Raw genomic sequence first — 23,247 nt, 5'->3', positions numbered from 1 at the left:
CGTCAGCCGCGCTCCGCCCGTCGCTGCCGCATCTGGGCGAGCGGCTGGGCGAGGCGGTGGTTGCCGGCGAGCGCGTCCTCGTGCCGTTCGAGGAACGCCCAGTACGCATCGGTGAACGCCGACTCGCGCGCCGCACGCTCCGACGACCACCACCGACCCATCCGCTGCAGGTAGGCGCCGCCCGACACGTACGGCTTCGTGCCGACGAGGCCGCCGTCGGCGAACTGGCTCATGCCCATGATGTTCGGCACCATCACCCACGGATAGGCGTCGACGAACAGCGACAGGAACCACCGGTTGACCGACCGCGGCGCGTAGCCCTGCATGAGCATCCAGCTGCCCAGCACCATGAGCCGCTCGATGTGGTGCGCGTACGCGAGGGCGTGCACGCGCTGCAGCACGACGCGCACCGGCTCGGGCAGCGTGAGCGGCACGTCGTCGAGCGTGTACCACCAGTCCTCGAGCTCGCGGTCGAGCTCGAGCGCGTTCGCGTGCTCGAGCTCGGGATGCGCCCGGTACATGCCGCGCATGTGCTCGCGCCAGCCGACGATCTGGCGCACGAAGCCCTCGAGCGAGGCGAGCGGCACGTCGCCGCCGCGCTCGAGCGCCGCATCGACGACCTCCTGCGGATGCAGCAGGCCCACGTTGAGCATGGGCGTGAGCACCGAGTGGAAGAGCACGGGCTCGTCGCGGTGCATCGCATCCTCGTAGCGCCCGAATCGCGGCAGGCGCTCGTCGACGAAGCGCTGCAGCCAATGCAGGGCGCTGCGCCTCGTGACCGGCAGCCACAGGTCGCGTGCGTCGCCGGGATGGCCCGCGAATCGCTCGCGCACCTCCTGGATCGTCTGGCGCGTGAGGTCGTCGTGCCGCGGCTCGGGCAGGGCCGGCACGTCGATGCCGCCCTTCGGCAGGGGCTCGCGGTTGTCGTGGTCGTAGTTCCACTGCCCGCCGGCCGGGCCGTCGCCGTGCATGAGGATGCCGGTGCGCTGGCGCTGCCAGCGGTAGAAGTCCTCCATGCGCGCGTGCTCGTGCTCGGCGTACCAGGCGTCGACGTCCTCCTCGGGCGTGAGGAACATGGCGTCGGCGACGGCGTCGTGGGCGATGCCGAGGCGTTCGCAGGTCGCGCGGATGCGGTCGTCGGTGCCGCGATCCGCAGCGCGCATCCATCGCAGCTCGGTGACGTCGTGGCGTCGCACGAGCGCCGAGATCCCGTCGGCGAACGACAGGTCGTCGTCGAGCCGGACCGTCTCGACGCGGATGCCGCGCCCGCGCAGCTCGGCCACGTGGTGCCGCATCGCGGCGAGCAGGAAGGCGATCTTGATCTGGTGGTACGGCAGCCGCTCGAACAGCGCCGCCGACTCGACGACGAGCACCAGGTCGGTGTCCGGATCGTCGACGAGCGGATGATGCGGCAGCAGCTGCGTGCCGAGCACGAGGGCCGCCCTCATCGGTCGTCTCCGCGTCCACGCATCCGCATGCCTCGATCCTCGCAAGCGCCGCACGCCGCATGCATCGACTTGCGCTGGCGCGTCGAGTGGTCCCCGCCGATTGGCCACTTCCCGCGCCGATTGGCCACTTCCCGCGCCGATTGGCCACGTCCTGTAGGGGTCGCCCGGTCGATCGGTCCAGAACTGGACCAATCGACGAACCGCGCACCCCGGCTCAGGTCACGCGGCCGCGCTCCGTCGGGTAGTCGAGGTGGCGCCCCTCGGCGACGATCGTGCGCAGCCGGTCGAGGCCCACCCACACATCCTCGAACGACGTCGTCAACGCCGCGAGGCCGATGCGCACCCGGTCGGGCGCGCGGAAGTCGGGGATGACGCCGGCGTCGATCCACGCCTGGCACGCCTGCCACGCCTCGGGATGCTCCAGCACGACGTGCGCACCGCGCAGCGACGCATCCCGCGGGCTCGCGACGCGGAAGCCCAGCGGCGCGAGCCAGGCGTCGGCGAGCGCGATCGCGAGGTCGCCGAGCGCCGCGCCCTTCGCGCGCAGGGCCACCACCCCGGCGGCCTCGATCGTGCGCACGCCCTCGCGCACGGCGGCGATGCCACGCACGTCGGGCGTGCCGGCGGCGATGCGGTCGATGCCGGCGACGGGGTCGTAGTCGGGCGCCATCGCGAACTGGTCGGCCTGCGAGAACCATCCCTGGATGGGCGACCGCAGCGACGGCAGCAGGTCGGCCCGCACGTACGAGAATGCGGGCGCACCCGGCCCGGCGTTCAGGTACTTGTACGTGCAGCCGACCGCGATGTCGGCGCCGGATGCGGCGAGCGGCACCTCGACGGATCCGGCCGAGTGGCACAGGTCCCAGAGCGTGAGCGCGCCGACGTCGTGCGCGAGCGCCGTGAGCCCGGCGAGGTCGAGCAGCGCCCCCGATCGGTAGTGCACCTGGCTGAGGCACACGAGCGCGACGGTCTCGTCGAGCAGCGGCGCGAGATGCTCGGCACGCACGCCGTCGTCGATCGGCGCCTCGATGCGCACGAGCTCGAGCCCGTGGTCGCGCGCGACGCCGTCGAGCACGTACAGGTCGGTCGGGAAGGCGTCGGCCTCCACGAGGATGCGCGTGCGGCCCGGCCGCGCCCGCACGGCAGCGACGGCGAGGCGGTACAGGCTCACGGTCGTCGAGTCGCCCACGAGCACCTGCCCGGGCGCGACGCCGAGCACGACCTCGCCGAGCAGGTCGGCCGTCGCGCGCGCATCCTCGAGCCACCGCGGCCACGAGCGGATGAGGCCGGCTCCCCACTGCTGCTCGACGACGTCGACGAGCACGTGCGGGGTCGCGCGCGGCAGGCGCCCGAGCGAGTTGCCGTCGAGGTAGATCGTGTCGTCGGCGTGCACGAACCGATCGCGGTGCGCGGCGAGCGGATCGGCGGCGTCGCGGGCGCGGGCATGCTCGAGCGTGAGGTCCATGCGTCGATCCTGCCGTGGCGACGCGTGGGTGATGTGCACGTCAGCGGGTCGGCGGACCCGCATGCCGGATGCCGGCCCGCTCACGTGCACATGTCGCACGTCCGGCGAGGCTCAGCCGGGCAGCTGCGTGAGGTCGAGACCCTCGGGTGCAGGACCTGCTCCGCGCAGATGCGCGAGCCCGGCTGCGAGCAGGTCGCGCTGCGCGGCCACGAACGCGGGCGTCGTCGCCGCACCGTGGCCTGGCAGCACGATCGGCTGCAGGGCGGGCGCGAGACGATCGAGCGCCGCGACCCACCCGGCGAGGTCGGCGTCGTGCAGCTGCGGCGGGTCGCCGACCTCGACGAGGTCGCCGAGCATGCTCACGCCCAAGGCGGGCACGTGCAGCGCGAGATCGCCGACGGTGTGCGCGTGCCCGACGGGGTCGAGCACGACGTCGAGCCCTCCGACGCGCACGGTCGTCGGCGCGGCGACGGGATGCGTCGGCAGCGGCGGGACGAACGTTCCCAGCCAGGCAGGCACCGGGTCCGTCGCGAACGCGATGAGCGCGTCGCGCTGCGCGATGCCGGTCTCGCGCAGGTCGACGATGGTCGCGGGATGCGCGTGGCTCGGAACGTCGGCGAACGCGCCGAGCCCGAAGACGTGATCCCAATGCGGATGCGTGACGACGACCGCGACGACGCGACCGTGCCGCTCCGCGAGCGCGCGCAGCTCGGCACCGCGGCTCGGCGTCGCCCCGACGTCGACCACGAGCACCTCGCCGCCGTCGACGACGAGCACGGCGTTCATCGCCGCCTCCGGCAGCGTCACGACGAGCACGCCGGGCGCGACCTGCACGATCTCGAGGGTCATGCGCCCTCCCCGAACCCGAGCGGCAGTCCTCGCGTCGTCATGCCCCGATCTCCCCATCCGAACGCAGCAGCGGATGCCGCTCCCCCACCGGGATCGGCACGGCGACGCGGTTGCCGACGGGCGGCAGCGGGCACGCCCACGCCGGGTCGTAGGCGCACGACGGCGCGTAGGCGAAGTTGAGGTCGAGCACGAGCGTGCCGTCGGCACCGCCGAGGTCGGCGCCCTTCACCGTGTCGATCAGGTAGCGGCCGCCGCCGTAGGTGCCGCCATCGCGCCCCGCGAGCTCGTCGCGCACGGGCACGAACAGACCGCCACCGTACGAGCGCAGGCGCCAGACGTCGAGCGTGCCCACGCCGGGCAGCCGCGCCGTCGCCCAGCGCTCGAACGGCACGACCCCGTCCGTGCCCGTCTCGACGTCCCAGCGCATCCCGTCCGCCGGCTCGAGCGCGCACTCGAAGCGCCACGCGGCGTCGTACGGCGCGACGTCGGCGCCGCCGAGGCCTGCACGCTCGGACTCGGGCACGGGCGACGCGGGATGCGTGCGCAGCAGCACGTCGCGCTCGCGCGACCAGACGGCGTGCCCGGCCTCGGGCGACGCCGCGTCACGCACGGCGGCGTAGATCGCGAAGACGCGGCGGCGCCAGTCGACGACGTCCGTGGGCTGCATCCGTCGAGCGTACGACGCGCGCCGTCGCCGCCGCCCCGCGGATGCACGAAGCCCCGCACCGAACGAGTCGGTGCGGGGCTTCGCGAGGAACGAGGTGACTACTTGACGGTCACCGTCGCGCCGGCCTCCTCGAGGTCGGCCTTGGCCTTCTCGGCGTCCTCCTTCTTCGCGCCCTCGAGCACGTTGGCGGGAGCGCCATCGACGAGAGCCTTGGCCTCGCCGAGGCCGAGCGACGTGAGCGCACGCACGACCTTGATGACCTGGATCTTCGCCGAGCCGGCGGCCTCGAGGACGACGTCGAACTCCGTCTTCTCCTCCTCGGCCGGAGCGTCAGCACCACCGGCAGCGGGGGCTGCGGCGACGGCGACGGGGGCGGCGGCGGTGACCTCGAAGGTCTCCTCGAACGCCTTGACGAACTCGCTCAGCTCGATGAGCGTGAGGCCCTTGAACTGCTCGAGCAGCTCCTCGGTGGACAGCTTTGCCATCTCTATCTCCTGTGATTCCGCCGCAGCCTACTCGGCCGCGGACTCCTGCTTGGCCCGAAGCGCGTCGACGGTGCGAGCCGCCTGCGCGAGGGGCGCCTGGAACATGTACGCCGCACCGAACAGCGAGGCCTTGAAGGCACCGGCCAGCTTCGCCAGCAGCACCTCCCGCGACTCGAGCTCGGCGAGCTTGGTGACGTCCTCAGCGGTCAGCGGGCTACCGTCGAAGTAGCCGTTCTTGACCACGAGCTGAGGGTTCGCCTTGGCGAAGTCACGCAGCGACTTCGCGACGGCGACGGGGTCGCCGTGCACGAAGGCGATCGCCGACGGCCCCTGGAGGCTGTCGTCGAACGCCGAGATGCCAGCCTTGTTGGCGGCGATCTTCGTGAGCGTGTTCTTCACCACGGCGTAGGTTGCGTGCTCGGAGATCGATCGACGCAGCGTCTTCAGCTGCGCGACCGTGAGCCCGCGATACTCGGTGAGCAGGACAGCCGACGAGGTCTCGAACAGGTTCGAGAGCTCGGCGACCGCAGTCTCCTTGTTCGCCATGGTGCTCCTTGATCGGATGCTGGTCCGACGGAGAAAACGAAAGGAGCTCCGGCGCATGCGCACGGAGCTCGGCCCCTTCTCGGGGATTCACACCTGCGCGGGCCGGGATCCTGTCGGATCCACCTTCGTCGTCGAGCGCCTGGGCGCACGCCGATGACCAGCGGTCTTGGGTATGTGCCAACCATAGACGGACGGGGCCGGTCGCCGCAACTCGCAGGCAGATGGACAGGGGCCGGGCACCGCGCGAGCGGCACCCGGCCCCGTGACCGTGCAGTGCGTCAGACGCGCACCGCGGACCTGCGCACGGCGACGGCGCCCGTCGCGACGAGCAGCATCGCGGCGGCGGCGAGCAGCCACCCGGGTGCGGCGCCCGTCTGCGGCAGCGTGCCACCCGCGCTCGCGGCCGGAGGGGCGGCGACGGCATAGGTCACCACGTTGTCGACCGAGGTCGACGGCAGGTTGCCCAGGCCGGCCTGGTCGACCACCGCGCCGGCGGGGATCGAGACGGAGATGGTGCCGGCGCGCGCAGCGTCGAGCACCGTCACGCGGTAGGAGGTGTTGGGCGCCTCGCCTGCGAGCGCTTCGACGGCGACGCGCGTGGAGCCGGCCGTGCCGCCGAGCTGCACGTCGGTCGTCTCGAGGCCATCGATCGGCTCGGAGAACGTGACGTCGAATGCGACGGGGAGGGTCGACGTCGGGTCGGCCTGACCGGCCGCCTGCTCGACGGTGACCGTGGGCCGAGCCTCTGCGACGATCGGAGCGTAGGTGATGGTCGCCGTGTTCGACGCCGCGCTCGGCACGCGCACATCGGGGCCCTCGCCCCCGGGGAGCACGGCGTACGCCGCGCCCTCGGGCACGGAGACCTCGACGGTGCCCGCCTGCGCGAAGCCCGTGACCGTGACGGTGTACAGCGCACCTTCGCCGGCAAGCTCGACGGTCGTCGCGCCCGCCGTGCCGCCGACGACGACGTCGGAGGACTCGAGACCCTCGACGGGCTCGGAGAACTCGATCTGGAAGACGGCGGGCTCAGCGACGATCGTCGTCATGCCCGTCACCGTGACGGTGGGCGTCGGGATGGATTCGGCGTAGACGACCGAGACCTCCTGCGACGGCTGCGACGCCTCCTCCGTCTCGATGGAGACTGCAGCGCCGCGGCCGACGCTGATCCGGTAGGTGCCGTACACCGTGGGCGCGCTGAGCTCGATCGCGTAGTCGGCACCCGAGCCGCTGACCGTCACGTCGACGGCCCCGGGGCCGGAGACCGACACGTCGTCCGCGTCGAAGCCGACGACCGGCTCGGAGAAGGACGCGAGCAGGTCGACGGGCTCGCTCATGCTGAAGACGCGGGCCTGCTCGGCGCTCAGCTCGAGGGTCACGCCGAGGTAGAGGCCACGGATCTCGGTCGCGTAGGAGTACACGGACTCGTTCGCCGGATTGAAGTACTGCGTCGTGACGAGCGTGTACGTCACGCCGGCCTGCAGGTTCGCCTCGATCAGCGGCCGCAGGGTCCCCGTGCCGTCATCGTTCTGCGTGATGCAGCCAGCAGCAGTGTTCGCGGGGTCGAAGCCGCCCTCGTACAGGTAGAAGTAGCCGTCCGCACCCTCCTCCTCGGCGTCGTTCGCGATCGAGTGCGCGGTCATCTCGAGCTCGTAGCCACCCGACTCGGGCACCGTGAAGGTCTGCGCGTCGTAGTACTGGCTCGGCACCTCGTCCGTGTCCCACCGCGGAGTGGGGTCGACGCAGCTGTTCGGCCGCTGCCAGGTGCCATCGCCGGCCTGCAGGGTGCCGCTGAAGGTCTGCGTGGAGTCGGCCGACGCGACGGATGCACCGAGGCCGACCACCCCCGCGGTGGCCAGGAGGGTGACGAGGCCGGCGGACATCGCGCGGCGCAGGGGACGGGGCATGGCATCGCCTCAGAGTCGGGAGGACGCGCGCGGCCTGGCCGCTGCACGGTGCCGACAGGGTCGGCCTAGCAGGAGCATATGTGCGCGCTGGGGATTGAGCAAGATTCAGTTGCGGCCGGTCGCAGCCGCATGCGCGCGAGACCCGTGACGCGTCGACGGCGGGGCGCCGACGTCGGTCCGTCGCTGGCGCGACGACCGAGGCCGTCAGTCCCCGTCGGGCGCGGTCGCGAGCGCGTCCTCCACGAGCGGCAGCCGCAGCGTGAAGACCGTGTCGCCCGGCTCGCTGCGCATGTCGATCGAGCCGCCGTGCGCCGTCATGATCGCGCGCACGATCGCGAGCCCGAGCCCGCTCGACCCCGCGGCACGAGAGCGCGAGGCGTCGCCACGCACGAAGCGCTCGAACAGCGTCGCCTGCAGCTCGGCGGGCACGCCCGGGCCGTCGTCGGCCACCTCGAGCACCGCCGCATCTCCATCGACGCCCAGCCGCGCCTCCACGTGCGTGCCGGGCGGCGTGTGGATGCGCGCGTTCGCGAGCAGGTTCGCGACGACCTGCTGCAGGCGCATGAGGTCGCCGACGACCTCGACGGGCTCCTCGGGCAGCTCGAGCGCGACGGGATGGTCGGGGCCGGCCGCCTGCGCATCCGCGACGGCGTCGATCACGAGCAGCGAGAGGTCGACCGTGCCCCGGTCGATCTCGGTGCCCTCGTCGAGGCGGGCGAGCAGCAGCAGGTCGTTGACGAGCGACGACATGCGGTGCGCCGCCGCCTCGATGCGCCCGAGCGACTCCCTCGCGTCGTCGGAGAGCGACGTGTCGTGCTTGCGCGTGATCTCGGCGTAGCCCTGCACCGCCGCGAGCGGCGTGCGCAGCTCGTGCGACGCATCCGCGACGAACTGCCGCACCTTGCGCTCCGACGCGGCGCGGGCCTCGAGCGACGACTCGATGTGCTCGAGCATGCGGTTGACGCTCTCGGTCACGCGCCCGACCTCCGTCGCGGGGTCGGAGACGCGCACGCGGTTCGACATCTGCACCTCGCCCGTGTCGAGCGGCAGCTGCGAGATGCGCTCGGTCGTGACGATGACCGACGTGAGCGGCCGCAGCGCGCGACGGATGAGCACGTCGCCGAGCGCGACGAGCGCGAGCGCCGCGACGAAGACCGAGACCGCGATGACGAACGAGAGGGCGAGGAGGGTCTGATAGGTGCCGCGCAACGGAGACGCGACGAGCAGCACGCCGTTGGGCTGACCGAGCTGGTCGACCGTGCCGACCGTGCACACGCGGAGGTCGCCGAGGCCGTCGCGCAGCGATGCCGTCTGGCACGTGTCGACGACCGCCGCATCGATGAGCCGGTCGAGGTTCTCGTCGGAGACCGTGAGGCTCCTGCCGTCGCTCGACAGCGTCGCCGCCTGCAGGACGTCGCCGTCGACGACCAATGCATAGGTCGTGCCGGGATCGATGCCGCCATCCGCAGCGGGAGCGGTCTGCAGCTGGGTGCCGCTCAGCAGGCCCGCGACCGCACGCATCGACCCCTTGATCTGGTCGTCGAGCTGGGTCGTCAGCACGCCGCGCATCGCGAGCACGCTCGCGAGCGCGATGCACGAGGTCAGCAGCACGAAGGCGGCGACGACCGCCACGAGCAGTCGTCGCCGCAGCGACCATCGCGAGGTGACGCGTGTGCGGGCCGGCGCATCCGATGCCGACTGCGCCGGCGCCGTCGTCACCGCGCGGCCGTCACTGCGCTGCGCGCAGCTGGTAGCCGACGCCGCGCACCGTGTGGATCATCGGCTCGCCGAGCGTGTCGATCTTCTTGCGCAGGTACGAGATGTAGAGCTCGACGACGCTCGCGCGCCCGCCGAAGTCGTACGACCACACGCGGTCGAGGATCTGCGCCTTCGAGAGCACGCGGCGCGGGTTGCGCATGAGGTAGCGCAGCAGCTCGAACTCGGTGGCGGTGAGCTCGACGGGCGTGCCGCCTCGCTGCACCTCGTACGAGTCCTCGTCCATCATGAGGTCGCCGACCCAGAGCACGCTCGACTCCTCGGCCGTCGCGGCCGTGCGGCGGATGAGGCCCCGCAGTCGTGCCACGACCTCCTCGAGGCCGAACGGCTTCGTGACGTAGTCGTCGCCACCGGCGGTGAGGCCCGCGACGCGGTCGTCGAGCGAATCCTTCGCGGTGAGGAAGAGCACGGGGACGTCGAAGCCTGCGGAGCGCATGCGCTGCAGCACCGTGAGGCCGTCGAAGTCGGGGAGCATGATGTCGAGCACGACCGCGTCGGGGCGGAACTCGCGCACCGCCTGCAGCGCCTGCTGGCCGTTGGCCGCGGTCTTGATCTCCCAGCCCTCGTACTTGAGGCCCATGGCGACGAGGTCGGCGAGCGACTGCTCGTCGTCGACGACGAGCACCCGGATGGGCGAGCCATCGGGCCTCGTGAGGCGCGGCTGCGCCCGGAGCTGCTGCTGAGCGGTGTCCATCATGCTCTCCATCCAGCCAGAGCGGCCTATGCGGCGGACATGCGCCATCCTATGTCGTTCCTATGCGCCGTGGATGGATCACAGGTCTGCGCCGTCGGTCGAAGTCCCTCCGGTGGGCGCATGGTGCGCTCGGCACGACTGCAGGCGGTGCTCGACGCGCTGCCGCTCGCGCCCGGCATGCGCGTGCACGAGGTGCCGCGGCGCCGCGCCGCGCCTCCCGGGCTCAGCGGTCGACGGGCAGCACGAGCAGGCCGCTCGTCGCCGTCGCGAGGATGCGCCCCCGCGCGTCGAGCAGGCGCGCCTCGGTCGCGATGACCTTGCGTCCGGGCTTCACGACCTCGCCGACCGCGCGCACGGCGTCGCCGGCGAGCACGGGACGCAGGAAGCGCACTGCGAGATCCATCGACGTGTACATCTGACCGGCGGGCTGCGTCGAGAAGCCCGCGAGGCCGCACGCCGTGTCGAGCAGCGTGCTCGTGAAGCCGCCGTGCACCGTGCCGACCTGGTTGTAGAGCATCTGGGCCGGCTCGGCGCGCAGCTCGACGCGGCCGGGCTCGGCGCCGACGAGGTCGATGCCCCACGCGCTGAGGATCGGCATCTGCGGCACGGTGCCGCGCATGATGCCCAGCAGGTAGTCGAGCCCTGACATGCGACCCAGGGTTCCGAGCGCATCGTCGGGATCCGTCCATGCGATCTCCGCGCGACGCTCCACCATGCGCCGAGGCTAGCCCCGGCGTCCGTGCGCTCCCCCATCGCCGGCGTCGCACCGCGACCGCCGCGCGTGTCACGCGTGCCGGCGGGGGACGCGCTCGGTCGCCCGCGGATCGCTGACGCTCGCGTCCGCGCGCCTCGGCGCGTGCGTTCGTCGCCGTGGGTCGTCGGTGCGACGATGGATGCCATGGACCACCCCGTGCTCGACCTCTTCGACGAGGTCGTCGCGCCGGTGGCGCCGCCGTCGCACCTCGACCGCATCCTCTGCCGCTCGAGCGATCGCATCGCCTGGCTCCGGGCCCGCGCGCAGGGCGTGACGGCGACCGACGTCGCCAAGATGACGACCGAGCGGTCGATCGCCGCCGTCGTCATGGAGAAGCGCGGCCGAGGCCCGTGGTTCTCGGGCAACGCCGCGACGCAGCACGGCCGCGACCGCGAGCCGCACATCGCGCGCTGGGTGTCCGACCACTTCTCGATCGCGCCGTCGAACGCGCTCTTCCACGCCGTCGACGACCGCCGCCATCTCGCGACGCCCGACGGCGTCGCCGACGACGGTCTCGTGCTCGCCGAGATCAAGACGTCCATGAAGGACCTCACGCGCATCCCCAGGCCCTACCTGCGGCAGATCTGGTGGCAGCAGCACGTGCTGGGCGCCGAGCGCACGCTGTTCGTGTGGGAGCAGCACGACGAGTACGTGCCCGTCGGGCCACCGCGCTACCAGTGGGTCGAGCGCGACGACGCCGAGATCGCCCGCCTCGTCGCGACCGCCGACCGGCTCTTCGAGCTGCTCGCCGCCTGAGCCGGGTGCCTCGGTGACGATCCTCGCCCTGCACGGCCTCGGGGGCTCGCGCGCCAACGCCCTCGCATACCTGCCGAAGGACCTGCGCAGCCACGTCGTCGCCCCCGACCTGCGCGCGCACGGTGCGAGCACGCTGCTGGGCGACGGCGACGACTTCGCGCTCGAGTCCCTCGCGAGCGAGTGCGCGGATGCGCTCGCCGCCGAGCACGACGGATCGCCCGTGTCGATCGTCGGCACCTCGTTGGGCGCCGCGATCGGGGTGCGCATCGCCCTGTCCGGCCGGTTCGCCATCGACCGCGTCGCCTTCCAGCGCCCGTCGTTCACGCACGAGTCGCTTCCTGCGAACCTCGCGGTCTTCCCCGTCATCGCCGAGCTGCTCGAGCGCCACGGACCCAGGCGCTCGCTCGCCGCGCTGCGCGCCTCGGGCGCCTACGACGCCGTGCGGGGCGTCTCGCCCGTCGGTGCCGACGCCCTCGAGACGCAGGTGACGCAGCCGCTCGCATGGGAGCGCCGCGTGCGACTGCTCGAGATCCCCCGCAACCGCGCCTACGCGCCGGGCGAGCTCGCCTCGCTCGGCGTCGCATCCGTCGTGCTCGCGAGCCCGCGCGACCCCGTGCATCCGCTGCACGTCGCCGAGGAGTGGAGCGCGGGGCTCGGCTGCCGCATGCTCGTGTCGCCGGCGCGCGACGACGGGGCCGCGGCCGTCATGGCCTGGTACCGCGAGCAGCTCGGCTCGTTCCTCACCGGGCTCTGACGCCGGCGTCCGCTCAGGTCGCGTCGACCGGCTCGCGCTCGGGCTCGGCCGCGCCGCCCTCGACGACGATGGTCGCCGGGCCCTGCCACAGGTGCACGACCGTCACGGTCACGAGCCACGCGACGCCGATGGCCGCCGCGACGTACTCGAGGGTCGAGCCGACGTCGGTGTTGCCGCGCGCGAGCGAGATGAGGCCACCTGCCGCGGCGATGCTCGCCACGAGCACCCCGCCGACGGCCGAGATGCGCCGCATCCACCGATCCGCAGCGGTCGCGAGCTGCAGCATCGCCCACGCGCCCGCCGCGAATCCCAGCACCGCCGCCGCGATGTGCACGGCGTCGCGCGGCGTGGAGTCGCGCGTGAACGGCGCGGGGCAGCCGTCGGTGCAGTTGACCTGCGAGGCGACGAGGAACCACGCCGCCGACAGCACCAGCGAGATCGCGGGCCGCCACCGGTCGAGCACGCGGCCGCGCGAGCGCACGTCGCGCACGACCCACGCGACGAGGGCGATGCCCACGACGACGAGGACGAAGCCCCACCGGAACCATTCCTCCGAGCGCATGTACACGGCGCCGAGCTCGGAGATGTACAGGAACCGCTCGTACCGGGCGCGCTGCGTGCCGATGATCACGGTGCCCGCGACGAGGGCGAGCACGGCGAGCACGCCGACGATGCGGTCGGCCCGGGAGGCGCGCGCGGAGTGCATCCAGCCAGGCTACCGATCGATGCACGATGGAAACGTCGGTGTCACACCGCGTGGATAGGTTCGCGACATGGAGACTCCCACCATGCGCGCGGTGCTCATCGACGAGCACGGTCCGGCGAGCGTCGCCCGCGTCGGGGAGGTCGCCGCGCCCGTGCGGCTCATGTCCGAGGTGCTCGTCGACGTGCGTGCAGCCGGCATCAATCCCATCGACGTGCAGACCCGCGCGGGCGGAGGCACGGCCGCCGGCATCCAACGGTTCCCCTGGGTCGGCGGGCACGACCTCGCCGGCACCGTCGCCGAGGCCGCGTACGAGACGCACGACCTGCAGCCCGGGGATGCCGTGTTCGGCATGGCGAGTCCGGCGCGCGGCTGGGGCTCGTTCGCCGAGCAGGTGGCGGTGTCGTCGATCTGCCTCGCGCGCAAGCCCACGTCGCTCACGTGGGAGGAGGCGGCTGCGGTGCCGCTCGCGGCGCTGACGGCGTGGGATGCGGTCGTGCGCGTCGCGCGCGCGCACGGCGGCCAGCGCGTGCTCGTGCACGCCGGGGCCGGCGGCGTCGGCCACTTCGCCGTGCAGCTCGCGAAGTACTTCGGCGCGCGCGTCGTCGCCACGGCATCCGAGGCCAACCTCGACTTCCTGCGCGAGCTCGGCGCCGATGAGGTCGTCGATCATGCGCGCCAGCGCTTCGAGGAGGCGACCGCCAAGGTCGACGTCGTCATCGACCTCGTCGGCGACGTGCACGACGACACCGGGTCGCGCTCGCTCGCCGTGCTGCGGTCGGGCGGGCTGTACGTCAACGTGCCCACAGGATCCTGGCCCGGATACGCCGAGGCGTGCGCCGCCGCCGGCATGCGGTCGACGGGCGTGCGGGTCGAGCCCGATGGCGCGAACCTCGGCATCGTCGGTCGCCTCATCGAGGCGGGCGACGTGCGCGTGCGCATCGACGCCATCCACCGGCTCGACGACGCCGTCGCCGCGTTCGAGCGCGTCGAGACGGGCCACGCGCGGGGCAAGGTCGTGCTGTCGGTGCGGTGATCGCCCGAGACCGCTCGGTGCGGTGCGAGCGGAGCGAGCCGCGAAGCGAGCCCACGGATGCCGCAGGCACCCGGCGGGACGACCCGCTCCTCCCCAGGGATGAGATGCGCGCGCGATCCCGGGGGATGCGCCGGATGCGGGGCTAGCGTGACGAGCATGACGCTCACCCGATTCCTGGCGCTCGCAGCGCGATGGTGGCCCGCTGCGATCGCCGTCGTGGCGTTCCTCTCCACCGCGCTCAGCGTCTTCCAGCAGATCCCCGCGATGTTCATCGCATGCGCGGCGCTCGCCGTGTCCCGCCAGTGGCCGCGATGGGCGCTCCTCGTCGCCGCCATCGCGGTGCCGGTCGCCGTGCTGTCGGATGCGCCGTGGGGTGGGGCGTTCTCGGGGCCCGCGCTCATCGCAGCGCTCACCGCCGCGATCGCGGTCTTCGACCTCGAGCCGATGCGCTGGCGCCTCTACGTCGGCGGGCTCATCGTCTGCGTCGCGCTCCTCAGCGGCCTCGTCCGCGCGGCGATCGCCAGTGCCTGGAACGCGAGCTACGGCTCCTACGCCATCGACCCGGGCGTCGTCGTGGGCTTCACGATCGTCGGCATCCTCACCTGGGCCGTGCCCTTCGGCCTCCGCGCCTTCTTCGATGCCGTGCGCGCAGAGCGCGAGAGGTCGACGGTGCAGGCGCGCACGGTCGTCGTCGAGTCCGAGCTGCGCGACGAGCGGCTGCGCGCCGACCTCACGCACGACTTCCACGACGTCATGGCGCACTCGCTCGCGGTGCTCGCGGCGCAGGCCGAGGGGCTGCGGCTCACGCACGCCGAGCATCCCGAGCGCATCGACCCCGTGCTGACCACGATCTCCGACACCGCGCGCCTCGCGCTCGTCGAGGTGCGCCAGCTGCTCGAGCGCGTCGACGACGACGCGCGGCGCCCGCAGCCGACGATCGAGGACATCCCCGCGCTCATCGACCAGACGCGCTCGGCCGGGCCCACCGTGACCTTCCACGACGCCGGTCGGCACGGGCACCTGCCGCGCATCGGCGGCATCGCCGCGTACCGCATCGTGCAGGAGGCGCTCACGAACGCGCTGCGCCACGGCGGCCCCGACGTCGACGCCGTCGTGACGCTGTCGTGGACGGGCCCGGGCCTGTCGCTCGCGGTGTCCTCCCCCATCCGCGAGCGCGAGGCGCTCGGCCCGATCGGTCGAGGCATCACCGGCATGCACGAGCGCGCGAAGCAGGCGGGCGGATGGGTCGACGTCGACGCCGATGGCGACCGGTTCGTCGTGACGGCGTACCTGCCGTACGAGCCCGAGACGCTCGGCTCGACGATCCTCGGCGAGGATCAGCTGCCGACCGTGCCCGTGCAGACCATCGGCCCCGTGCCGACCATCGGCCCCGTGCCGCCGATCGGCTCCGCGCAGAGGCTCCCGAACCCGGCCGTCGACGGCTCGGCGGCGGCGCAGCCCGCGTGGTGGGGCGAGGCGCCGACCGGCCCGATGCCCGCGCCGCCCACGATGCCCACGCCGGCCGCGACGTGGGGCGAGGCGAATGCACGTCGGGTGCAGCTGGGTGAGCCAGGCGGGCTCTCGTCGCCGGACGCCGCCGCACCCGAGCCGCCCGTCGACGGTCGCGCGTGATCCGCATCGTCGTCGTCGACGACCAGGCCCTGTTCGTCGACGGGATGCGCATGATCCTCGAGGCGCAGGAGGGCTTCGAGGTCGTCGGCACCGCCGCCGACGGCGCCGAGGCGCTCGCCGTGTGCCGCGAGGCCCGGCCCGACGTCGTGCTCATGGACATCCGCATGCCCGTCGTCGACGGCATCACGGCGACGCGGCTCCTCCGCTCCGAGCATCCCGAGCCGCCGCCGCACGTCGTCGTGCTCACGACCGTGCGGCACGACCGCGCCGTGCTCGACGCCATCCGCGCCGGCGCGAGCGGATTCCTGCTCAAGGATGCACGGCCCGAGTTCCTCGCGCAGGCGATCCGCGCCGTCGTCGACGGGCAGCAGGTCATCGCTCCCGCCGAGACGTTCGACCTGCTGCGGGCCGCCGCGATCGTGCGCCCGCAGCCCGACTGGTCGGTGCTCGCGACCCTCACCGATCGCGAGCGCGAGCTGTTCGCCCTCGCCGCGAAGGGTCGGTCGAACGCCGAGATCGGCGCGGAGCTCTACGTCGCCGAGACGACGGTGAAGACGCACATGCGCGCGATCCTGTCGAAGCTGGGGCTCGCGTCGCGCATCCAGCTCGTCGCGTTCGCGTACGAGCACCGCCTGGTGCAGTAGGCGGCGGAAGGCTCCCCGCCAGCCGGCCGGACCTCTCACGAAGCGTGAATGCGCCTCCAGTGGTCCGCGAGTGCCCCGCGCGGATGCTGGACTCCATCGCCGCACCGCACCGGTGCGGCACCGATGGAGGAGGCATCCCATGGCGACCGGCATCCCCGATCCCGACCAGACCCCCGACGGCCCGGCCTACGAGGGCCGACTGCTCGACCGCCCCGACGAGGAGGTCGTCGACCAGGGCCCCGCGTTCGACGTGCGCACGCTCATGACGCGGCGTGCCGTGCTGGGCCTCGCAGGTCTCGGCGTCGGTGCGACCGTGCTCGCCGCGTGCACGAGCACCGGCTCCGCCACGTCGTCATCGTCGTCGACGCCCGCGACGAGCGCGACGCCCACCGAGTCCGCGTCCGCGAGCCCCAGCACGTCCACGCTCACGCTGCCGTCGGCGGAGATCCCCGACGAGACCGCCGGCCCGTACCCGGGCGACGGCTCCAACGGCCCCGACGTGCTCGCCGAGTCCGGCATCGAGCGCGCCGACATCCGCTCGAGCATCGGCGTCGACGACCCCGTGCCCGGCGTGCCGCTCGACTTCACCCTCACGATCACCGACATGGCGAACGGCGACGCCGCCTTCGCCGGCGTCGCGGTCTACGCGTGGCACTGCGACGCGCAGGGGCGCTACTCGATGTACTCCGACGGGGTCGAGGACGAGTCGTGGCTGCGCGGCGTGCAGGTGGCGGATGCCTCCGGTCGCGTGACCTTCACGTCGATCGTACCCGGGTGCTACTCGGGCCGGTGGACGCACATCCACTTCGAGGTCTACCCCGACCTCGCGTCGATCGACGACGCCGGCAATGCCATCGCCACCTCGCAGCTCGCCTTCCCGCAGGACGTGCTCGACGAGGTGTACCAGCTGTCCGACTACCCGTCGTCGGCGCAGAACCTCGCGCAGATCACCCTCGCGAGCGACAACGTCTTCGGCGAGGACTCCGCCGCGCTGCAGATGGCCACCATCTCGGGCGACGCGACCTCCGGCTACGCCGCGTCGCTCGTCGTGCGCGTCGACACCGCGACCGAGCCCACCGGCGGCGCAGCCCCCGGCGGCTCGGGCGGCGGACCCGGCCGACCCTGACCCCGATCGAACCACCCCGCACCCAAGGAGAACCCCATGCTGCAAGGCCTCACGGGCTGGCACGCCCTCGTCGTGCTCGCCGTCATCCTGCTCGTCTTCGGCGCCACGCGCCTGCCCGCCCTCGCGCGCAGCGTCGGCCAGTCGGTCTCGATCCTCAAGCGCGAGGTCGCCGAGCCGGCGCGCTCCACCGAGGATGCGACGGCCGACGCCGACGCCTCCGCCGCATCCACCACCGCACGACCGTGACCGCGACGACCGCCGACGCTCCGCGCCTCACGCTCGGGCAGCATCTGCGCGACGCGCGCGCGGGGCTCGTGCGGTCGACGATCGCGTTCGCCGTCGCCGTCGTGGTCGGGTACCTGCTGTCGGATGCCGTGCTCGACGTGCTGCGTGCGCCGATCCTCGAGATCGCGCAGACGCGCGACGCGAGCCTCAACTACGACTCCGTGACGGGTGCGTTCGACCTGCGGCTGCGCATCGCCGTGCTCGCCGGCATCGTGCTCGCCGCGCCGTGGTGGCTCGTCGAGGCCGTGCGCTACGTCGGGCCCGGCCTCACGCGACGCGAGCGTCGAGCGGCGCTCGGCACGATCGCTGCCGCCGTGCCGCTCTTCGCCGCCGGCTGCGCCACGGGCCTCGCGCTCTTCCCGCACATGGTCGAGCTGCTCGCGGGCTTCGCGGGCGAGGGCGACACCACCGTGCTGCTCGCCTCGACCTACGTCGACTTCGTGCTGAAGGTCGTCGTCGCCACGGGCGTCGCGTTCGTGCTGCCCGTCGTCATCGTGCTGCTCAACGCGCTCGGCGTGCTCTCCGCCGCCACCCTCGCGCGCGGCTGGCGCGTGTGCGTCGTCGCGATCGTCGTCTTCAGCGCCCTCGCGACCCCGGCCGCCGACGTGCTCTCGATGCTGCTCGTCGCACTGCCCATGACGGCGTTGTGGGCGGCCGCGCTCGGCATCGCGTGGCTGCACGACCGTCGCGCCGCCCGACGCGCGCACGCGGATGCGCCCGACCGCGAGGGGGCGCTCGCATGATCGGCGTCAGCCTCGAGAAGCTCGTCGTCGTGCTGGTCGTGGCCGCGCTCGTGCTCGGACCCACGCGTCTTCCCGCCTACGCCGAGCGTCTCGGCGCCTGGGCGCACGGGCTGCGCGCCTTCGTCGACGCGGCCCGAGCTCGGGCCGAGACCGATCTGGGGGTGCGTGCCGACGAGTGGCAGCGCGAGGTGCAGCGCTACGACCCGCGCCGCATCGTGCGCGAGGCGCTCGCCGAGCCTGCCGTCGCACGCGTCGCGCATCCCATGCCCGACGACGTCGGCAGCGACGGCGCCACGGTCGAGCCGGCCGACCGGGCCGAGCCCGCCGAGACGGGCGAGCCCGCGCCCGCGGTCGCGACGCGCACGCGCTGGGTCGCCGCCGGCGGATCGTCGGGGCACCCCCGCCGCATCCGCGTCGTCGAGCCCATCGAGCCACAGGCCGAGCCGACCGCCGGGCAGGCTGCGACCTCCGCATCCGATCGCTCGGCCGACGCCTCCGTCGCCTGACGCCGGGACGACGAAGGGCCCCGCCGACTGGCGGGGCCCTTCATGCGTACGCGGTGCGTCAGACGGTCGCGACGTCCACGGGGATGCCGGGGCCGAAGGTCGTCGAGACGGCGGCCTTCATGACGTAGCGGCCCTTCGACGACGACGGCTTGAGGCGCACGATCTCGTCGAGCGCGGCGCGGATGTTCTCCGACAGCTGCTCCTCGGTGAACGATGCCTTGCCGACGACGAAGTGCACGTTGGCGTGCTTGTCGACGCGGAACTCGATGCGGCCACCCTTGATGTCCGTGACGGCCTTCGCGACGTCGGGCGTCACGGTGCCGGTGCGGGGGTTGGGCATGAGGCCACGGGGACCGAGCACCTTGCCGAGACGGCCGACCTTGCCCATGAGCTCGGGGCTCGCGACGGCGGCGTCGAACGCCGTGTAGCCGGCGGCCACCTTCTCGATGAGCTCGTCGGAGCCGACCTCGTCGGCGCCCGCGTCGAGGGCTGCCTGCGCTGCCGCACCCTGCGCGAAGACGATGACGCGCTGGGTCTTGCCGGTGCCGTGAGGAAGGGACACGGTGCCGCGGACCATCTGGTCGGCCTTGCGCGGGTCGACGCCGAGCTTGAGCGCCACCTCGACGGTGGAGTCGGTCTTGGCGGAGCCCGACTCGCGAGCGATCGCGACGGCCTCCTCCGGGGTGTAGAAGCGGTCAGCCTCGATCTTCGCTGCCGCGGCGCGGTACGCCTTGGACTTCTGTGCCATGTTCGTTCTCCTTCAGAGATTCGCGGTGCGCGCCTGGCAGGCGCTCCCACTGGTGGGGCTCATGCCCCGGTGATGATGCTGCTGGTCAGCCCTCGACCGTGATGCCCATCGAGCGAGCGGTGCCCGCGATGATGAGCTTCGCGCCGTCGAGGTCGTTGGCGTTGAGGTCGGGCATCTTCTGCTCCGCGATCTCGGCGACCTGTGCGTCGGTGAGCTTGCCCACCTTCTCGGTGTGCGGGACGCCCGAGCCCTTCTTCACGCCTGCAGCCTTCTTGATGAGCTCTGCAGCCGGCGGCGTCTTGAGCACGAAGTCGAACGAGCGGTCCTCGTACACCGTGATCTCGACGGGGATGACGTTGCCGCGCTGCGACTCCGTCGCGGCGTTGTACGCCTTGCAGAACTCCATGATGTTCACGCCGTGCTGGCCGAGCGCCGGACCGACCGGGGGCGCGGGGTTGGCGGCGCCGGCCTGGATCTGGAGCTTGATCAGACCCGTGACCTTCTTCTTGGGTGCCATGTCTCTTCCTTCTTCGTCTTCTCGCCGGCCCTCGGGCCGGCATCCCAGCCCTGGCGGGGGCTTAGAGCTTGGTGACCTGTCCGAAGCCCAGCTCGACGGGCGTCTCGCGCTCGAAGAGGCTGACGAGCACCGTGAGCTTGCCCGAGGCGGGCTGGATCTCGGAGATGGTGCCGGGGAAGCCCGCGAACGAGCCCTCGGTGATCGTGATGGTCTCGCCGACCTCGTAGTCGACGTCGGTGACGACGGTGCGCTCCTGCTGCGGAGCGCCCTGCTGCTGCTCGGCGAGCTCGGCGTCGGCGATGGGCTTCAGCATCGTGAACGCCTCGTTGAAGCGCAGCGGTGCCGGGTTGTGGGCGTTGCCCACGAAGCCCGTGACGCCGGGCGTGTGGCGCACGATCGACCAGGTGTCCTCGTTGAGGTCCATGCGCACGAGCACGTAGCCGGGCACGCGCACGCGGTTCACGCGCTTGCCGACGCCGTTCTTGACCTCGAGCACGTCCTCGGTCGGGACCTGGATCTCGTACACGCCGTCGACCTGCATGTTCTCGGCGCGCGAGGCGATGTTCGCCTTGACCTTCTTCTCGTAGCCGGCGTACGAGTGGATGACGTACCACTTGCCGGGGCGGAGGCGCAGGTCGCGCTTGAACTCCGCGTACGGGTCGACGGCGGGCTCCGCCGCCTCGTCCTTGGGCGTCGGTGCGATGTCGTCGAGCGCGGTCTGCAGGTTGCGGTCGATGTCGTTGGCGTCGCTCATGTCGTTCTCTCCCCCGTCGATCCTCAGCCCAGTTCCTCGAGCGGCGAGACGCCGGCGAAGACCCACCGCACGAGGCGGCCGAAGACCTGGTCGAGCCCCGTGACGAGCGCCATCATGATGACGACGAACACCAGCACCACGAGCGTGTAGCCCAGGAGCTCGCGCCACGTCGGCGTCACCACCTTGCGCAGCTCGTCCATCACCTGCTTGAGGAACAGGACGATGCCGCCGAAGAAGCGGCCGATCGCTGCGAAGGGGTTGGCTCGGCGCGGGCGCTTCGTCGACGGGCGCTGCTCGTCGATCGCGTTCTGTGCCACGGGGACCCTTCTTCTTCTGATCGAGGCCCCTCGCGGGGCCTCGATGCCCGTCGAGTGACGAGCCGAGCAGGGCGGACAGGACTCGAACCTGCAACCTGCGGTTTTGGAGACCGCTGCTCTACCAATTGAGCCACCGCCCTCGGCGGGTGATCGACTCCATGACGCTCCGACCCTCCTCGCGGATGGATCGTGCGCCGAAGGGCGCGCGAGATCATGGCGGATGTCAACCACCAAGGGTCCAGCATACGTGGCTTCCCCGCGTGCTGTCCACCTGACGCCGCGTCCGTCGGCGTGCCGCCGCCAGTCGTCGCGGCGCGGCCCTCGTGAGCGCATCCGCAGATGGCTAGCCTTGGGACTCGTGAGCCGCATCTCCCAGCGCATCGCCGCCATCAACGAGTCCGCGACCCTCAAGGTCGACGCCAAGGCCAAGGCCCTCAAGGCGCAGGGCCGAGACGTGATCTCGTACGCGGCGGGCGAGCCCGACTTCCCCACGCCCGCGAACGTCGTCGAGGCGGCATCCCGCGCCGTGCTCGACCCGGCGAGCCACCGCTACACGCCCGCGGTCGGCCTGCCCGACCTGCGCGAGGCGATCGCCGCGAAGACGCTGCGCGACTCGGGCACCCAGGTCGACGCGAGCCAGGTCGTCGTGACGAACGGCGGCAAGCAGGCCGTCTACCAGGCGTTCCAGGTCATCCTCGACCCGGGCGACGAGGTGCTCGTGCCCACGCCGTACTGGACGACCTACCCCGAGGCCATCGCGCTCACGGGCGCGAGCCAGGTCGACGTGTTCGCAGGCGCCGACCAGGGCTACAAGGTCACGGTCGAGCAGCTCGAGGCGGCCCGCACGCCGAAGACGAAGGCGCTGCTGTTCGTGAGCCCGTCGAACCCCACCGGGGCCGTGTACTCGCCCGACGAGGTGCGCGCGATCGGCGAGTGGGCCGAGCGATGCGGCCTGTGGGTGGTCAGCGACGAGATCTACCAGAACCTCACCTACGACGGCGTGCGCGCCGTGTCGATCACCGAGGCCGTGCCCGCGCTCGCCGACCGCACGATCCTCGTGAACGGCGTCGCGAAGACGTACGCCATGACGGGTTGGCGCCTCGGCTGGATGGTCGGTCCGAAGGATGCGATCGCCGCCGCCGCCAACCTGCAGTCGCACCTGACGTCGAACGTGAACAACGTCGCGCAGAAGGCCGCGCTCGAGGCGCTGACGGGGCCGCAGGACGCGGTCGAGGAGATGCGCGTCGCGTTCGACCGTCGCCGCCGCCTCGCGGTGTCGGAGCTGTCGAGGATCGACGGCGTCACCGTGCCGACGCCCGAGGGCGCGTTCTACGTGTACGCCGACGTGCAGGGCCTGCTCGGTCGCGAGTGGGCGGGCTCGACGCCCACGTCATCGCTCGAGCTCGCCGACCTCATGCTCGAGCACGCCGAGGTCGCCGCCGTGCCCGGCGAGGCGTTCGGCCCCTCCGGCTACCTGCGCTTCTCGTACGCGCTGGGCGACGCCCCGCTGCTCGAGGGCATCCAGCGCCTGCAGCGCCTCTTCGCCTAGGAGTCGAGGTCTCCGGCCCGATGTGAGGTCGCATCGGGCCGAAGACCTCGACTCAGACGGCGCTGGCGATCGCCTCGAGGCGGCGCAGCGCGTCGGTCCATGCGCCCTGCAGGGCGGCGCGATCCTCGTCGCTGCCCTCCCACGGCTCGTGGTGCAGGTCGATGGTCGCGCCGCCGTGGTCGCCGTCGTGGAACTCGGCCGTCACGACCGCGGATCGCTCGCCGGCGTAGCGATACGAGTGCCGCACGCGGCGGCCCGGCTCGATCTCGTGCACCTCGCCCCACGGACGCTCGTCGACGCCCGACGCGTGCTCGACGATCGAGCCGCCCGCATGCTGCTCGACGTGCAGGTCGGAGCGGGGGGCGCGGCCGTGCAGCCACCAGGAGCCCAGGTCGCGCAGGTAGGCGTCGAAGGCCCGGGATCGCGAGACGTGCAGCTCGAGGTGATCGTGGGAGTGCGGCGGCGCTGCGCGCTCGCCGTCGGTCGTCGCGTCGTCGGCGGTCGGTCGGTCGGCGTCTGCGGCATCCATGGCGCTCCACGTTCCTCGAAGGCGGCGCCGGGCGCAAGGCGTTGCGCGCCGGCCGTGCGA

General features: G+C 72.4%; 25 protein-coding genes, 1 tRNA gene and 1 pseudogene. 10 read left to right on the top strand and 17 right to left on the bottom strand.

Translation table 11 applies throughout. From position 1 onward, the window contains the following. Positions 1-2: 2 nt before the first annotated feature. From FS793_RS11870 to FS793_RS11825, 10 genes are all read right to left on the bottom strand, one after another. Complete coding sequence (locus tag FS793_RS11870; RefSeq protein ID WP_144720712.1) at positions 3-1,448, bottom strand: cryptochrome/photolyase family protein; 1,446 nt, start codon at positions 1,446-1,448, stop codon at positions 3-5. A gap of 214 nt (positions 1,449-1,662) precedes the next feature. Beyond that, the gene (locus FS793_RS11865; RefSeq protein ID WP_144720711.1) at positions 1,663-2,913 is read right to left on the bottom strand and encodes a kynureninase; all 1,251 of its coding nucleotides are present in this window, start codon (positions 2,911-2,913) and stop codon (positions 1,663-1,665) included. A 111-nt stretch (positions 2,914-3,024) separates the two neighbouring features. Continuing rightward, complete coding sequence (locus FS793_RS11860; protein ID WP_186329481.1) at positions 3,025-3,762, bottom strand: MBL fold metallo-hydrolase; 738 nt, start codon at positions 3,760-3,762, stop codon at positions 3,025-3,027. Between the two features lie 37 nt (positions 3,763-3,799). Continuing rightward, positions 3,800-4,429: a DUF1684 domain-containing protein gene (locus tag FS793_RS11855; RefSeq protein ID WP_144720709.1), complete on the bottom strand. Its 630-nt coding sequence runs from the start codon at positions 4,427-4,429 to the stop codon at positions 3,800-3,802. 98 nt (positions 4,430-4,527) lie between these two features. After that, positions 4,528-4,914, bottom strand: coding sequence for a 50S ribosomal protein L7/L12 (rplL, locus tag FS793_RS11850; protein WP_092505149.1), 387 nt, complete (start codon positions 4,912-4,914; stop codon positions 4,528-4,530). 27 nt (positions 4,915-4,941) lie between these two features. Further along, positions 4,942-5,460, bottom strand: coding sequence for a 50S ribosomal protein L10 (rplJ, locus tag FS793_RS11845; protein WP_092505147.1), 519 nt, complete (start codon positions 5,458-5,460; stop codon positions 4,942-4,944). A gap of 278 nt (positions 5,461-5,738) precedes the next feature. Beyond that, a complete protein-coding gene (locus FS793_RS11840; RefSeq protein WP_144720708.1) occupies positions 5,739-7,364 on the bottom strand; it encodes an LPXTG cell wall anchor domain-containing protein in 1,626 nt (541 codons plus the stop codon). Positions 7,365-7,568: 204 nt separating this feature from the next. Then, positions 7,569-9,083 carry a sensor histidine kinase gene (locus FS793_RS11835; RefSeq protein WP_144720707.1) on the bottom strand — a complete coding sequence of 505 codons (1,515 nt, stop codon included), beginning with the start codon at positions 9,081-9,083 and terminating at the stop codon, positions 7,569-7,571. Between the two features lie 10 nt (positions 9,084-9,093). Continuing rightward, on the bottom strand, positions 9,094-9,837 hold the full coding sequence (locus FS793_RS11830) for a response regulator transcription factor (RefSeq protein ID WP_144720706.1): 744 nt from the start codon (positions 9,835-9,837) through the stop codon (positions 9,094-9,096). Between the two features lie 220 nt (positions 9,838-10,057). Beyond that, positions 10,058-10,549, bottom strand: a complete 492-nt coding sequence (locus FS793_RS11825) for a PaaI family thioesterase (RefSeq protein WP_144720705.1) — start codon at positions 10,547-10,549, stop codon at positions 10,058-10,060. A gap of 183 nt (positions 10,550-10,732) precedes the next feature. Between FS793_RS11825 and FS793_RS11820 the strand changes: the two genes are divergently transcribed. Together FS793_RS11820 and FS793_RS11815 are read left to right on the top strand one after the other, a co-directional pair. Next, a complete protein-coding gene (locus FS793_RS11820) occupies positions 10,733-11,344 on the top strand; it encodes a YqaJ viral recombinase family protein (RefSeq protein ID WP_186329480.1) in 612 nt (203 codons plus the stop codon). Between the two features lie 13 nt (positions 11,345-11,357). Beyond that, positions 11,358-12,098, top strand: a complete 741-nt coding sequence (locus FS793_RS11815) for an alpha/beta hydrolase (RefSeq protein ID WP_144720703.1) — start codon at positions 11,358-11,360, stop codon at positions 12,096-12,098. Between the two features lie 13 nt (positions 12,099-12,111). Here the strand turns inward: FS793_RS11815 and FS793_RS11810 are convergent, their stop codons facing one another. Then, positions 12,112-12,804, bottom strand: coding sequence for a DUF998 domain-containing protein (locus FS793_RS11810; protein ID WP_144720702.1), 693 nt, complete (start codon positions 12,802-12,804; stop codon positions 12,112-12,114). Between the two features lie 67 nt (positions 12,805-12,871). Here FS793_RS11810 and FS793_RS11805 point away from each other — a divergent pair, with 67 nt between their 5' ends. The 7 genes from FS793_RS11805 (at position 12,872) to FS793_RS11775 (ending at position 18,773) form a co-directional block, all read left to right on the top strand. Next, positions 12,872-13,837 (top strand): NADP-dependent oxidoreductase, encoded by a 966-nt coding sequence (locus FS793_RS11805; RefSeq protein ID WP_260980136.1) that lies wholly within the window; start codon positions 12,872-12,874, stop codon positions 13,835-13,837. A 156-nt stretch (positions 13,838-13,993) separates the two neighbouring features. Continuing rightward, positions 13,994-15,469 carry a sensor histidine kinase gene (locus tag FS793_RS11800; protein WP_186329479.1) on the top strand — a complete coding sequence of 492 codons (1,476 nt, stop codon included), beginning with the start codon at positions 13,994-13,996 and terminating at the stop codon, positions 15,467-15,469. Beyond that, entirely contained in the window at positions 15,466-16,113 is a 648-nt protein-coding gene (locus FS793_RS11795; RefSeq protein ID WP_144720700.1) for a response regulator, read from the top strand. The genes FS793_RS11800 and FS793_RS11795 overlap by 4 nt, the downstream gene beginning before the upstream one ends. A gap of 139 nt (positions 16,114-16,252) precedes the next feature. Next, entirely contained in the window at positions 16,253-17,239 is a 987-nt protein-coding gene (locus FS793_RS11790; protein WP_144720699.1) for an intradiol ring-cleavage dioxygenase, read from the top strand. Positions 17,240-17,275: 36 nt separating this feature from the next. Then, entirely contained in the window at positions 17,276-17,485 is a 210-nt protein-coding gene (locus FS793_RS11785; RefSeq protein ID WP_144720698.1) for a twin-arginine translocase TatA/TatE family subunit, read from the top strand. Continuing rightward, positions 17,482-18,267, top strand: a complete 786-nt coding sequence (gene tatC / locus FS793_RS11780) for a twin-arginine translocase subunit TatC (RefSeq protein ID WP_144720697.1) — start codon at positions 17,482-17,484, stop codon at positions 18,265-18,267. The genes FS793_RS11785 and tatC overlap by 4 nt, the downstream gene beginning before the upstream one ends. Beyond that, a complete protein-coding gene (locus FS793_RS11775; RefSeq protein ID WP_144720696.1) occupies positions 18,264-18,773 on the top strand; it encodes a twin-arginine translocase TatA/TatE family subunit in 510 nt (169 codons plus the stop codon). Before tatC ends, FS793_RS11775 begins: the two co-directional genes overlap by 4 nt. 58 nt (positions 18,774-18,831) lie before the next feature. On the opposite strand, the gene rplA is transcribed toward FS793_RS11775, so the two are convergent. The 5 genes and pseudogenes from rplA to FS793_RS11750 form a co-directional block, all read right to left on the bottom strand. Continuing rightward, positions 18,832-19,521, bottom strand: coding sequence for a 50S ribosomal protein L1 (gene rplA / locus FS793_RS11770; protein ID WP_144720695.1), 690 nt, complete (start codon positions 19,519-19,521; stop codon positions 18,832-18,834). Between the two features lie 85 nt (positions 19,522-19,606). Next, positions 19,607-20,038, bottom strand: a complete 432-nt coding sequence (gene rplK / locus FS793_RS11765; RefSeq protein ID WP_144720694.1) for a 50S ribosomal protein L11 — start codon at positions 20,036-20,038, stop codon at positions 19,607-19,609. Between the two features lie 61 nt (positions 20,039-20,099). Then, a pseudogene (gene nusG, locus FS793_RS11760) lies at positions 20,100-20,672 on the bottom strand (transcription termination/antitermination protein NusG); the annotation flags it as partial. Between the two features lie 143 nt (positions 20,673-20,815). Further along, complete coding sequence (secE, locus tag FS793_RS11755; RefSeq protein WP_231945030.1) at positions 20,816-21,109, bottom strand: preprotein translocase subunit SecE; 294 nt, start codon at positions 21,107-21,109, stop codon at positions 20,816-20,818. Positions 21,110-21,176: 67 nt separating this feature from the next. After that, a tRNA-Trp gene (locus tag FS793_RS11750) sits at positions 21,177-21,249 on the bottom strand. 218 nt (positions 21,250-21,467) lie between these two features. On the opposite strand from FS793_RS11750, the gene FS793_RS11745 reads away from it, so the two are divergent. Next, positions 21,468-22,658 carry a pyridoxal phosphate-dependent aminotransferase gene (locus FS793_RS11745; protein ID WP_440130462.1) on the top strand — a complete coding sequence of 397 codons (1,191 nt, stop codon included), beginning with the start codon at positions 21,468-21,470 and terminating at the stop codon, positions 22,656-22,658. 52 nt (positions 22,659-22,710) lie between these two features. Here the strand turns inward: FS793_RS11745 and FS793_RS11740 are convergent, their stop codons facing one another. After that, complete coding sequence (locus tag FS793_RS11740; RefSeq protein WP_144720692.1) at positions 22,711-23,187, bottom strand: SRPBCC domain-containing protein; 477 nt, start codon at positions 23,185-23,187, stop codon at positions 22,711-22,713. Positions 23,188-23,247: the final 60 nt, after the last annotated feature.

The organism is Agrococcus jejuensis, assembly GCF_007679035.1.
GTDB classification, from domain to species: Bacteria; Actinomycetota; Actinomycetes; order Actinomycetales; family Microbacteriaceae; genus Agrococcus; species Agrococcus jejuensis_A.
The sequence above is the reverse complement of the archived record's forward strand: the minus strand, read 5'-3'. Positions and strand labels throughout refer to the sequence as shown.